Source organism: Photobacterium japonica (assembly GCF_050337005.1).
GTDB classification, from domain to species: domain Bacteria; phylum Pseudomonadota; class Gammaproteobacteria; order Enterobacterales; family Vibrionaceae; genus Photobacterium; species Photobacterium japonica.
This window is the reverse complement of sequence record NZ_JAKJSN010000053.1, coordinates 1-12214: the sequence shown is the minus strand read 5'-3', so window position 1 is coordinate 12214 and position 12214 is coordinate 1. Positions and strand designations below refer to the sequence as shown.

The 12214-nt window shown below is 49.3% G+C and carries 11 protein-coding genes and 2 tRNA genes; 3 read left to right on the top strand and 10 right to left on the bottom strand.

Annotated elements, in window-relative coordinates:
• Nucleotides 1–407 precede the first annotated feature (407 nt).
• The 3 genes from L4C36_RS18510 to L4C36_RS18500 form a co-directional block, all read right to left on the bottom strand.
• Nucleotides 408–1031: a YccT family protein gene (locus L4C36_RS18510; RefSeq protein ID WP_428479283.1), complete on the bottom strand. Its 624-nt coding sequence runs from the start codon at nt 1029–1031 to the stop codon at nt 408–410.
• Nucleotides 1032–1354: 323 nt separating this feature from the next.
• Complete coding sequence (locus tag L4C36_RS18505; protein ID WP_428479282.1) at nt 1355–2545, bottom strand: class I SAM-dependent methyltransferase; 1191 nt, start codon at nt 2543–2545, stop codon at nt 1355–1357.
• Between the two features lie 259 nt (nt 2546–2804).
• On the bottom strand, nt 2805–4205 hold the full coding sequence (locus L4C36_RS18500) for a methyl-accepting chemotaxis protein (protein ID WP_428479281.1): 1401 nt from the start codon (nt 4203–4205) through the stop codon (nt 2805–2807).
• A gap of 90 nt (nt 4206–4295) precedes the next feature.
• On the opposite strand from L4C36_RS18500, the gene yccX reads away from it, so the two are divergent.
• On the top strand, nt 4296–4568 hold the full coding sequence (yccX, locus tag L4C36_RS18495) for an acylphosphatase (RefSeq protein ID WP_428479280.1): 273 nt from the start codon (nt 4296–4298) through the stop codon (nt 4566–4568).
• A gap of 116 nt (nt 4569–4684) precedes the next feature.
• Here yccX and tusE read toward each other — a convergent pair whose 3' ends face one another.
• From tusE to L4C36_RS18460, 7 genes are all read right to left on the bottom strand, one after another.
• A complete protein-coding gene (gene tusE / locus L4C36_RS18490) occupies nt 4685–5014 on the bottom strand; it encodes a sulfurtransferase TusE (RefSeq protein ID WP_428479279.1) in 330 nt (109 codons plus the stop codon).
• A gap of 142 nt (nt 5015–5156) precedes the next feature.
• On the bottom strand, nt 5157–5825 hold the full coding sequence (locus tag L4C36_RS18485) for a Bax inhibitor-1/YccA family protein (protein WP_428479278.1): 669 nt from the start codon (nt 5823–5825) through the stop codon (nt 5157–5159).
• A gap of 307 nt (nt 5826–6132) precedes the next feature.
• Nucleotides 6133–6879, bottom strand: a complete 747-nt coding sequence (locus L4C36_RS18480) for an amino acid ABC transporter ATP-binding protein (protein WP_428479277.1) — start codon at nt 6877–6879, stop codon at nt 6133–6135.
• 44 nt (nt 6880–6923) lie between these two features.
• On the bottom strand, nt 6924–8021 hold the full coding sequence (locus L4C36_RS18475; RefSeq protein ID WP_428479276.1) for an amino acid ABC transporter permease: 1098 nt from the start codon (nt 8019–8021) through the stop codon (nt 6924–6926).
• Between the two features lie 34 nt (nt 8022–8055).
• Nucleotides 8056–9222, bottom strand: coding sequence for an amino acid ABC transporter permease (locus L4C36_RS18470; protein WP_428479275.1), 1167 nt, complete (start codon nt 9220–9222; stop codon nt 8056–8058).
• Nucleotides 9223–9342: 120 nt separating this feature from the next.
• Nucleotides 9343–10584 (bottom strand): amino acid ABC transporter substrate-binding protein, encoded by a 1242-nt coding sequence (locus L4C36_RS18465; protein WP_428479274.1) that lies wholly within the window; start codon nt 10582–10584, stop codon nt 9343–9345.
• A gap of 167 nt (nt 10585–10751) precedes the next feature.
• The gene (locus tag L4C36_RS18460; RefSeq protein WP_428479273.1) at nt 10752–11684 is read right to left on the bottom strand and encodes an adhesion domain-containing protein; all 933 of its coding nucleotides are present in this window, start codon (nt 11682–11684) and stop codon (nt 10752–10754) included.
• 284 nt (nt 11685–11968) lie between these two features.
• Here L4C36_RS18460 and L4C36_RS18455 point away from each other — a divergent pair.
• Both L4C36_RS18455 and L4C36_RS18450 read left to right on the top strand, forming a co-directional pair.
• Nucleotides 11969–12059: transfer RNA gene (locus L4C36_RS18455), tRNA-Ser, on the top strand.
• A 39-nt stretch (nt 12060–12098) separates the two neighbouring features.
• Nucleotides 12099–12175, top strand: a tRNA-Asp gene (locus L4C36_RS18450).
• Nucleotides 12176–12214: the final 39 nt, after the last annotated feature.

The window sequence follows — 12214 nt, the reverse complement described above, 5'->3', positions numbered from 1 at the left end:
CTTGCTCGCCTTTGGTTCTACAGTGAAATAACTATAGGTATGGAGTCAAATAGCGTAGGTAGATTTGTTCCTTTCTTCAGAATTACTCGCAAAAAATTGTGGTAACAATGTAAATACCCCCCCCTTGTTTTGCAGCTATAACTAATTTTTTAGTCAGTATGCTAAATGGGAACCGGCGCGGTGAGCAGGCGAAAAACAAGTGTCACAAAAGCGTAATAATCGTACGTAAAACAACGAATTAAAGAAAGTGGAACCTGCTTATCAGTGCAGTATCAGGAAGTGTGAAGTGAAGCATTGGAAGGGCGTAGGGGGAAAAGGGAGGTAAACAAGCGCCAATTGACGCTTGCTGACATACACGTTGCGATAAACATCGTTCACACGTATGGAACGATGACAGATAACGGAGATTATTGCTGGTTTATTTTGGCTTTAAAACGTGCACGCGTCGCTTCATCGGCTTGTTCGTACCAATACGTCAGCATGTTTTCTGCAACATTACGTGGTTGCGTGCCATCGTTGGCTTGTGGAATCGCAGGTACCGGTGAGGTGACGGGTACAATAGGGGCCACGGCTGCAATTTTGCCTGAGGCATTGTAGGTCACAATTTCTTTCTCATAGTCACGGCCAAATTGTAGACCCGCTTTCATGAGCTTATCTTGTTTGAATGCAATCTTGTCACCGGCAGTATCGATGAGCGTGACCTGAGGTGTTTTGTTAAATTGCTTGCCATCCATCCCGGTGCGCAATTTAGGCAGCTCTAATTTTACATCGCTGTCTTCTGCGGTGAATTTCACCAAAATGACATCAGACGTGAACAGGTAATCATCGCCATTTTCACGCAGTGAATCACGGTAAGTAAACGCAATCTGATTAACGCCATTCGGCAGCACGAGCGGCTGATTGCCATCCTTTTCGACACCATTAACCAGAACCAGCTCAGCTTGATACGGTAGGGCAAAATTCACGTCAGCCAAAGAAGGGAAGCTGAGGCCACACGCCGTGAGGGCTAATAGCGCGGTACGAAGTTTCATAGAGTTTCCTTGAAAATGTCAAATTCCTGAACAGGAGGCTGTCCATTGATGTGATCGTAATAGTCTGGGACGAGATCACTGAATATAGGCTGAATAATAGCGCTGTTCACACAGAAAGTAATGAGTGAAAAGGATATTTTCTGAGGAATGTCGGACATGTGTACGTGGCAGGGGGAATATATCACCGAGCTGCTGGAGAGGGCGCAGGGGCGCTAAACCAAGATTGGTAGCGATAAAAAAAGAGCCCGTTCAGTGGGCTCTTTTTATGTTTCGCTCATCTTCTGCCAGCGCGTTCGCTGTGCAAAAAGAACAGCGGTGGCGGCTTACTTCACGTAGCACGCGAACCCTTTCAGGTAGAAACCTTCTGGGTAAGCACTGTCTAGTGGGTGATCGGCCGCTTGGCTGAAGCGTTCAATGAACTGTACTTCACGGTGCGCATCCAATGCCGCATCAGCAATGATTTTCTGGAACAACCCGTTTTCCATCAAGCCAGAGCAAGAATACGTTAATAGCATACCGCCTGGTTTTAGGATTTGCATGGCCAGCATGTTGATGTCTTTGTAGCCGCGACATGCGCCAACCAGCTGTGATTTAGATTCTGCAAATTTAGGCGGATCCATGATCACAACATCGAACAACTCGCCGCGCTCACGGTAGTCACGAAGCAATTTGAAAACGTCAGCGTTCAAGAATTCTGCATTCTCAACCGGGTAACCGTTCATCTCTGCGTTCAAACGTGCCGTATCCAGTGCTGGCTGCGAGACATCGACGTTCACGACATGGCTTGCGCCGCCTTTTAGGGCGTACAGGCCAAAACCACCGGTGTAACAGAAGCAGTTCAGTACACGCTTACCGTTTACGTATTTTACCGCTGCTTCACGGCTATCACGCTGGTCAAGGTAGAAACCGGTTTTGTGGCCGCCAACGATATCGACGTTGATTTTCACGCCGTTTTCTTCAATGGTGACAAACTTCGGTGGCATGTCACCGTAAAGTACGCCTGTTGTTTGCTTTAGGCCTTCTTTCTTACGTACTGCGACATCAGAGCGCTCGTAAATGCTGCACGTTGGGTAGCAGATATTCAATGCTTCGATCAACGCGGCTTTCTGTGCTTCCGCACCGGCGCTCAGTAGCTGACAGACCAAGAAATCTTGGTAACGGTCGATAGTAATGCCAGGCAGACCATCAGATTCTGCGGCAATCAGGCGGTAACCGGTCAGACCGTCACGAGCGGCCAGAATGTCACGCAGACCTTGTGCGGCTTGTAGGCGCTTCACAAAGAAATTAACGTCAATCGCCTCGTGACGCTCAAAGGTCCATACGCGCACGCGGATCTGAGATTGTGGCGAGAAAGCACCACGGGCTAACCAATCACCTTTGTGGTCAAAAATGTCAACGGTGTCGCCCAGTTCTGGCGAACCTTCAACACGCTGAATACCACGAGAAAAAACCCAAGGGTGACGGCGGCGCAGTGATTTTTCACGGCCTTTTACCAGATAAATTGAAGCTGTCATGACATGCCCGGTATGGAATAAAGAATGGGCGCGTATTATGTTGTCGAAACAGGGGAAAAGCAACTTTATAGCTCAGTTCCCGTCTTTGCGTGGGCTGGGCATGCGCTGAGAATGCACGGAGCGGATGCCATTCAAGCAAAATCGCGCCCTTTGCGGTGCTTTGGGTGCAGAGTTGATAGCACAAGGCCTGCATCACGCAGGCCTTGTTTTCTTTATACGACGGTTATCATCACACGTTGGTCATCTTGCCTCGGGGTGATTAGGTGCGCAGACCACGCATCAGAGATTCAAGCACTTTCGCTTGCTCGCCCAATTGGGCTATGTCGTTCGCTGACTGTGTGATTGCGCCACAGATTTGATGCGACTGGGCTCTGACTTGCTCGACATTCGATGCAATGTTATCCGCCACATTCCCTTGCTGTTCTGCTGCCGCAGCAATTTCTGTGCTGCGATCGGAAATGTGCTGATTGCGCTCCGTGATCTGTGTGATTTCCTGATCGACGGAATCCATCAAGCTTTCGCTGTTCTGTGCGTTATCCACGGTGTTACGCATGACCGCCATCAGGTGTTGGCTGTTCTGCTGTAATGATTCAATCATTTGCTGAATCTCAACCGTGGCACTTTGGGTGCGTCCTGCCAGTGTGCGCACTTCATCGGCCACCACGGCAAAGCCACGCCCTTGTTCGCCAGCACGCGCCGCTTCAATGGCGGCATTCAACGCCAACAGGTTCGTTTGCTCTGAAATACTGTTAATAGTGGTGACCACGTCATCAATTTTAGCCGCATTGCTATCAAGTTCAGCCACCGCTTGTGCCGCTTCATTGATCTCACTGCTCAGTGTGACGATTGACTGGCGCGTTTGGTTGACTTGGGCACGCCCTTGCTCTGACATGTCTTGTGCTTCACGGGTCTGAGTTGACGTATCGTGTGCATGGATCGCCACTTCACGAACTGACGTCGCCATTTCTTCGGTTGCGCTGGCTAACGAATCGAGGTGCTGTTGTTGTGAGGACGACAAGCCTTCACTCTCTGCGCTGCGTTGACGCAAGCTGTCACTGATCTGCTGCATCAGCGTTGTGGCTTGCTGGGTTGCTTTCACCAATGCTTGTTCACGCTCACTGACTTTATCAATGGTGATGGCAATGGTGCTGAATTCGTCGCGGACTTTAAAAAAGTTCAAACGGTTAGTGAGGTCGCCATCGGCCAGTGCTTGCAGAGCACGGTTCGAAGTAAACATCGCCCCGCCAATGAACGACATTATGTAATACACCATGGCAAACCCGACGATCATGACAACGGTCATTAATGCGATGTGTACGGGTGTTAAATAGGCAAACAGCCCCGGCATGCCTGTCGCGCTAATGGTGTAGTTCATGCTCGGTACGTACGTCGAAATCTCACCACTGCCCACGCGAACTTGCCCATTAGCAAGCAGGGTATAAGCCTCAGATTGCGGGATCTGCTGCTGAGAAAGAAGTGCTGCGGTGTGTTCAAGGTGTTGTGTCGTGATTTCAATACGTTGTTTGTTTGCAGCATCCGCTAGAATTGATCCAGCACTGATGAGGGCAAGGAGCGGGAAGAGAAGAATTAAATAAAACTTCTCCTGCATAGTAATGTGGATAAGGTATTTATCGATCCATCGAAATGCAACTTCTTTCATTTAAAAATCCTATTAAAACATGCGCTTAGTGGCATTTGCGGCTAAGTCTACTGTGTTATCGGTCAGTAAGTAAAAACCTTGAGGTGATGTATGTCACATATCTGTGTAAAAGCTGTCGTACAAGGAAACGTTCAAGGCGTGGGCTTTCGCTTTCACACCGCGCATGAGGGGCTGAAATGCGGGTTGACCGGTTATGCCAAGAATTTGCCTGACGGAACGGTAGAGGTGTTGGCGTGTGGCCACGAAGAGCGCGTCGAGCAACTGCTGCGCTGGTTACAGAGAGGGCCGAGTACGTCAACGGTGGAAAGTGTGCAGAGTGAGGAAGTGGAATGGCGACACATTGATGGGTTTGAAATCATGTAGCGAGCTAATGTCGTGAGATGGCCGAGAGAGATGGTGTAGTCAGATAATGATAGAAAAACGTAGACAGAAAAAGCAGTGCGAGTTTTTGCGCTCGCACTGACTTCAATGGCTGTCGATTAAATGCATTTAACCGGTTTTGGCAAGCCCGCCAGTTTCGTGGCTTGTTTGGCTGGCCCTTTAGGGAACAATTTGTACAGGTAGCGCGAACTGCCTTTTTCTTCCCCGTGTTTTTTCGCCATCGCCTTTACCAACATTCTGATGGCAGGCGAGGTGTTGAATTCTTGATAGAATTCACGCACAAAGCGAACCACTTCCCAGTGTGCATCGGTTAAGGTGATCCCTTCTTCATCTGCAAGCAGGGGAACAAGGGCCTCTGACCAATCGTTTACATTTTTTAGATAGCCATGAGCATCGGTGTCGATGTGTTTACCGTCAAATTCAAGCATGATGTGCCTCACATGTGGAACCGGCAAAGGATAAAAGTATTCCTTTGTCGCTGCAAGTCTAACAAGTGCCGCGCCGCCCATAAGTTGAAACCAAAAAAAAGCGCCCGAAGGCGCTTTCTGTGTAACTTGTGTGTCGACGGGATTAGTCGTCGCCACCACCCATGATGCCTAGAATTTGAAGTAGGCTGATGAATAGGTTGTAGATAGACACATACAAGGTCACAGTGGCAGAGATGTAGTTTGTTTCACCACCACGAACAATGCTTTGTGTTGTTAGCAAAATCGCTGCTGATGAGAACATCACAAACATACCGCTGATTGCGAGTGATAGCATTGGCATCTGTAGGAAGATGTTTGCTACTACCGCGACAATGATCGCGATGAAACCCGCCATTAGCATGCCGTTCAGGAACGACAGGTCACGTTTGGTTGTTAGGGCGTAAGCAGAACATGACAGGAATGTCAGCGCAGTACCACCCAGTGCAAGGACAATGGTATCACCCATGCCAGCACCCACGTAGGCGTTCAGAATTGGGCCGAGGGTGTAACCCATAAAGCCTGTCAATGCGAAGGTGAAAACAAGGCCTAGGCTGCTATCACGGTTCTTCTCAGTCAGGAACATCAGACCGTAAAAGCCAACAAGTGTGATGATGAAGCCAGGGTATGGCAGGTTCATTGCCATTGATACGCCAGCAACGACAGCTGACCATACAAGCGTCATAGACAGAAGAAAATAAGTGTTACGTAGAACCTTATTGGTTGATAGTACGCTCTCGTAAGCCGAGTCACGATTGATCATACGATCGTTCATAAACAGTCCCCTTAGGGTGAGATATGTTGATTGCTAATGAAAAGATATATTGGGGCATTTCATCTTAAATGCAAGTCAACATTGCATATTATGCTGATCGCCCCTAACAATTATCATGATGTAACTGTATGACCCGAATGATACTTAACAATTCATTATCGTTCTGGTCAAAAGTTGTAAAGGAATGTTACAGCACATGGCTGTTGTGTTTCAACTTTTAGGCTGTTTTCGCCCCGAAATCGGCCTTGCTACGTGCTTGTCATCTCCCCGTTTATGTTTAATTAAACGGTGGTTGTGGCTATTTCGATCAATGCAAAATCTGATTTAAAAACAGCTGGGTACGGTCTGATTCCGGATTATCAAAGAACGCTTGTGGGGCGTTTTCTTCAATGATTTCCCCTTGATCCATGAAAATCACCCGATCCGCCACTTGGCGGGCAAAGCCCATTTCATGGGTGACACAAATCATGGTCATGCCTTCATTGGCCAGTTCGACCATCACATCTAATACTTCGCGCACCATTTCTGGATCCAACGCAGACGTGGGTTCATCAAACAGCATGATTTGCGGCGCCATACACAGGGATYGCGCAATGGCCACACGCTGCTGTTGCCCACCAGACAGTTGACCGGGGTACTTGTTGGCTTGCTCCGGAATTTTAACGCGATTCAAGTACTGCATGGCGACCGCTTCGGCCTCTTTCTTGGGCATCTTTTTCACCCAAATGGGGGCCAGTGTACAGTTTTCCAGTACCGTAAGGTGCGGGAAGAGGTTGAAATGCTGAAAGCACATGCCGACCTCTTTGCGAACACGCTCAATGTGTTTCAGATCGCCCGTGAGTTCGTTACCGGCCACGACAATCTCGCCTTTCTGGTGTTCTTCAAGTCGGTTAATACAACGGATTAATGTCGACTTACCGGAGCCGGACGGCCCACAGATCACGATCTTTTCGCCTTTCCTTACTGATAAATTAATGTCTTTGAGCACATGAAATTGCCCAAACCACTTGTTAACGTTGTCCATGGTGATCATCAGCGGTGGGGTGTCAGCCATAATGACTCCTTGTAAGGGATACGTAGCCTTGCACATGCGGCGCATTAGCGTTTATGGCCGGTATGCAGTTTATTTTCTAAATAGATGCTGTAGCGCGACATGCTGAAACAGAAAATCCAAAACACGAACGCGACAAACACATAGCTTTCCGTGGCAAAGCCCAGCCATTTAGGATCGGTATTGGCGGCTTGACCGATCCCCAGCACATCAAACATGCCGATGATCAACACCAAGCTGGTGTCTTTGAACAGGCCAATAAAAGTGTTCACGATGGACGGGATACTGATTTTCAATGCTTGCGGTAACACAATCAGCCCCATCTTTTTCCAGTAGCTCAGGCCAAGCGCATCGGCCGCTTCATATTGCCCGGACGGGATCGCTTGCAACCCACCACGAACCACTTCCGCCATGTAAGCGGCACTGAATAAGACCACACCGATGAGCGCACGAAACAATTTGTCGGTTTCGGCTTCCGCATTGAGAAACAGCGGCAGCATCACAGAGGCCATAAATAGCACGGTGATCAGGGGCACACCGCGCCAAATTTCAATGTACACGGTAGACAGGCTACGGATGATGGGCATGGTTGATCGGCGCCCCAGTGCCAATGCCACGCCGATGGGCAGGGAAACCACGATTCCGACGATGGCGATGATCAGGGTGATCAATAACCCCCCCCATAAATGGGTGTCCACGACAGGCAGACCCAATACGCCACCGAACAATAAGCCCGCCATCAAAAACGGGTAGATATTGACAAAAAACAACCAGATCCACAGACGCCCCGGGGTACGCTCAATGGCCAAGAGCGTGATGATCACCGCCAATGAGGCATAAAACACTTTTGGTCGCCACAGTTCATCGGTGGGATAGAAGCCGAACATGAACTGATCAAAACGTACCTTGATAAACACCCAGCATGCGCCTTCACGCTGGCAAGCATCCCGCGTGGTGCCTATCCAGTCGGCTTTTAGGAATGACCACTCAAACAGGGCACTGAGCCCCGCCAAGGCCAAATAGCCCAGCAGTAACGTCAACACGGTGTTGGTTGTGTTGGCAAACAGATTCACGCGCAGCCAGTGCCACACACCGACCGTGTTGGTCGGAGGTGGCTGATCAGGCAAAAAGGTATGTTTTTTCATCCGTGTCTCCTTGGTGCCTTGTTGACGAGTGCCGTTAGCGTTCAACCAGCGCCACTTTCTTGTTATAGATGTTCATCAGCAGCGAAGTAAGTAGGCTCAATGTTAAGTACACCGCCATGGTCATCGCGATAATTTCTATGGCTTGGCCGGTTTGGTTCAAGGTGGTGCCAGCAAACACCGACACCAAATCGGGGTAGCCAATGGCCATCGCTAGCGACGAATTTTTGGTTAAATTGAGATACTGGCTAGTTAAGGGCGGAATGATGATGCGCAACGCTTGTGGGATTACCACTAAACGCAAGGTATGGCGAGCAGACAGCCCTAACGCGAGCGAGGCTTCGGTTTGTCCGTGGCTGACTGCGTTAATACCGGATCGTACAATCTCAGCAATGAATGAGGCAGTATAAATACTCAGCGCCAACAGCAGGGCGGCCAGTTCGGGCAGTATTGCGACCCCGCCTTGGAAGTTAAACCCTTTGAACATGGGATATTCCAGGTGGACAGGTTGCCCGCTAAGAAAAAAGCTGATCAATGGCAAGCCGATCATCAGTCCGAGCGTCATGGTGAGTATTGGGTATTGCTTGCCGGTTAAACGTTGTTGACGCTTGGCGTAAAAGGCAAAAATCAGGCTGCCAGCCAGTGCAACCCCAGTGGCGAGACCGATCCAGACTGCCCCAGATTCAAAGACCGGTTTGGCCAAATATAAGCCACGGACATTCAGTAAAATGCCTTCGCCGAGGCTCAAACTGTTACGCGGGGAAGGTAAGGCTTGTAATACCGCAAAGTACCAAAAGAAGATTTGCAGTAATAACGGAATATTACGAAAGGTTTCAATATAAACAGCGGCGAAACGGCTCACTAGCCAGTTCGACGATAACCGTGCAATACCGATGACAAAGCCAATCACCGTTGCCAGCAAAATCCCTAACACAGACACCAGCGCGGTATTGAGTAAGCCAACAAAAAACGTGCGGCCATAGGTGTGCGTTTCATCGTACTCGATGAGGGTTAACCCAATGCCAAACCCTGCTTCTTGGTGCAAAAAATCCAGCCCTGTGGCGATCCCGCGTTGGGCTAAGTTATCCAGCACATTCGTGATCAGGGTATAGGCGGCCAAACCGATCAAGGCGACCGCGATCAATTGGAAGATCACAGCACGAAAGGTGGGGTTATAGAAAAGATTGGTTTTAGACACTGACAAAACATCACATCCTACTTTGAAGTTTCGCAGATGTGACGAGCGCAGTGTATATCGCCCGTCACCAGAGGGTGGGTGCCCCGTAAAGGGCACTGCGTAACGCGTTAAATCAGAAGAGAGGGATTAGCGAATAGGTGGGGCATATTGTAGACCCCCATCCGTCCACAGGGCATTGAGACCGCGCTTGATTTCCAGCGGGGAACTCATGCCGACGGTGCGCTCAAAGCTTTCGCCATAGTTACCCACCTGTTTGATGATTTGGTAGCTCCAATCATCACTGATCCCTAAGCCTTTGCCTTTCGGCCCGTCAGTCCCGATTAAGCGACGAATGTTCGGGTCGTTAGACTTTTTCATGTCGTCCACATTGGCTGATGACACGCCCAGCTCTTCGGCGTTGATCATGGCAAATAACGTCCACTTCACGATATTGAACCATTGGTCATCCCCTTGGCGTACCACTGGGCCGAGCGGTTCTTTCGAGATAATTTCAGGCAGCACGACGGCGGTAGACGGGTCTTGCAGATTCAAACGCAGGGCATATAAACCGGATTGGTCAGTCGTCAGCACATCACAACGGCCTGCCTCGAACCCTTTGACGGTTTGCGCGGCGGTATCAAATACCACGGGGGTGTATTTCATTTCGCGGAAACGGAAGTAATCAGCCAGATTTAACTCGGTGGTGGTACCCGATTGTACACACACTGCAGCACCATCCAGTTTGGTTGCGCTGTCAATACCTAACGATTTATTCACCATGAAACCTTGCCCATCGTAGTAGGTCACACCGGTGAAATTGAGCCCGAGTGCAGTGTCACGGTGTAAGGTCCAGGTGGTATTGCGAGACAACACATCAATCTCGCCCGATTGCAGCGCCGTGAAGCGTTCTTTCGCGGTCAGTGGAATGTATTTCACTTTGGATTTGTCGCCCAATACGGCTGCCGCGACGGCTTGGCAAAACTCTACATCAAGGCCTTCCCATTCGCCTTTCTCATTGGGGTTAGAAAAGCCAGGTAAGCCAGTACTGACGCCACATTGCACGTAGCCTTGTTTTTTGACTTTGGCTAACGTGTCGGAAGAACCCGTTGGGCGAGGGCTGTCGCTGGTGGTTGCTGCTAATTGTTTTTCAAGATCGGCCACTTTAGCTTCAAGCGCTGAGGCATCGGTCGCCACATCCCCCGCCGTTGCGCTGCCATCTTTGGCCAATTGTTGTTCAAGGGAGGTCACTTTGCTTTGCAGTTCTTGTATGAGGGCTTTGTCTTGATTGTTGCTGCCTGTGCCGCCATCACACCCTACCAAGAGTAGCGCGAGGGAAGAGGCGACCAGCGAAAGGGGGAGGGTTTTCTTCGCCTTGAACTTATGCGTCATAATTACGTCCTGTCATTCCGTATCAAAGAAAAATTGACCTGAACTGATGTCAATACAGCGAGACAATTTTAACTAATTGTTTTCTGTCAATATTGAGTATAGGAACAGATTTCGATACGTCTAGTGAATAAGGGATGTATCAATATCGCTATTGAGTATGATGCGTATTAACTCGCTTCTTGCACACACGTGGTATAGAGCAAGGCAAGTGGGCGATATTCATCCACACGGCCATTGCGCACATTCAGGGTTTGAATTTCGCCGGAGTAATGGCTGACAGATTGGCTCCAATAGCTGTGAGTGATCGGCCAGTGGTTGCGCAGCAAGAAACGCTGCCCATAGGTTTGCAGGTGTTTAAGTTCGTCAAACGAGGGCAACCGTAAACCATAACGGTTGCACCACTGTTGCGCTTCGTTCAAAGGAACGCGCGACCAATATTGCTGATGTTCTTCGACAAAGGCGAGCGGCATCTCGCGAGTGGATTGAATGGTACGTGGTTGATAAAAATTCAGGTTCTCAAAGGTAAACGAATAGATTGCCGCATCCAGCACGGTCCGGTTTTCAATCAATAGTTTTGTTGCCGGTGTCGGCTGAGCCGTGGTGGCAGCTGTTTTACGTGTCGCATTTATTGTCGCCATTTTTGTAGCCGCCAATTGTTCAGCGGCAGAAAGGGCAGTATTGCGCGTTTTGCCATCCCTTTGTTGTCGAATGAACGCGTTGCGAATGCCATGCTGCAATAAGATTTCTCTTACTTCCTGTGCGTGGGGGTAACTGTTCAGTGGGCCAACCACACAGCGATAATGGCCATCATCATTAAGCAGGTAGTGGGAGGTGGGAAACACCTGTTGCACCGAGCGTAAAAAAGCCTGATCAGGAATGGCTTTGCTGTAGTTGCATTGTACCCAAAATGCGCCGTCTTCTGTTTTGGGTTTCCGTCCCCACAGGCCTTGGCCGACATCACAGGTGTTATCTAACAGTGTCCAACCAGAGGCATGCGGAGTCGTTGCACAACGAGGCTTGTCAGATGACGCACTGGCGTGCATAGGCAAACCAGCCAAAAGCAGGCAGGCAAAGGCAATAGGACGGAACATATCGTACATCGGTGGGTACTCTACAGGGGTTAAACATTGACGATGAGAACACAAAATAAGTCATAAAAAGGTGAAAGTCTGTAGTGGAATGTCACAAAAAATACATGAAGTGCGTCGCAATAATAAAAGTGGTGGTCGCCTCTCTAGTTTGTTGAAAAACCATTCAATTATTTCATTTTGTTTGATTTTTGTTTTATTCGTGCGCTTTTAGCGGTGAAATGCACCGTTTGGTCGATTATTTTAAAAAAGCACTTTACAGCCAAAAACGAAACCCGTATTATCCATCGCACTCAGGAGAGATGGCTGAGTGGTTTAAAGCACCGGTCTTGAAAACCGGCGTGGGTTTATAGCCCACCTAGGGTTCAAATCCCTATCTCTCCGCCACATTCTAGAAATCGGGTTTACCGGGTTTCATACAGAATTGGAGCGGTAGTTCAGTTGGTTAGAATACCGGCCTGTCACGCCGGGGGTCGCGGGTTCGAGTCCCGTCCGCTCCGCCAACACAACGAAGCCTCAGCAGAAATGCTGGGGCTTTTTTG

Coding starts and splice junctions, on each gene's coding strand:
- L4C36_RS18510 (WP_428479283.1), bottom strand. CDS start 1,031: ATGAAACTTCGTACCGCGCTATTAGCCCTCACGGCGTGTGGCCTCAGC.
- L4C36_RS18505 (WP_428479282.1), bottom strand. CDS start 2,545: ATGACAGCTTCAATTTATCTGGTAAAAGGCCGTGAAAAATCACTGCGC.
- L4C36_RS18500 (WP_428479281.1), bottom strand. CDS start 4,205: ATGAAAGAAGTTGCATTTCGATGGATCGATAAATACCTTATCCACATT.
- yccX (WP_428479280.1), top strand. CDS start 4,296: ATGTCACATATCTGTGTAAAAGCTGTCGTACAAGGAAACGTTCAAGGC.
- tusE (WP_428479279.1), bottom strand. CDS start 5,014: ATGCTTGAATTTGACGGTAAACACATCGACACCGATGCTCATGGCTAT.
- L4C36_RS18485 (WP_428479278.1), bottom strand. CDS start 5,825: ATGAACGATCGTATGATCAATCGTGACTCGGCTTACGAGAGCGTACTA.
- L4C36_RS18475 (WP_428479276.1), bottom strand. CDS start 8,021: ATGAAAAAACATACCTTTTTGCCTGATCAGCCACCTCCGACCAACACG.
- L4C36_RS18465 (WP_428479274.1), bottom strand. CDS start 10,584: ATGACGCATAAGTTCAAGGCGAAGAAAACCCTCCCCCTTTCGCTGGTC.
- L4C36_RS18460 (WP_428479273.1), bottom strand. CDS start 11,684: ATGTACGATATGTTCCGTCCTATTGCCTTTGCCTGCCTGCTTTTGGCT.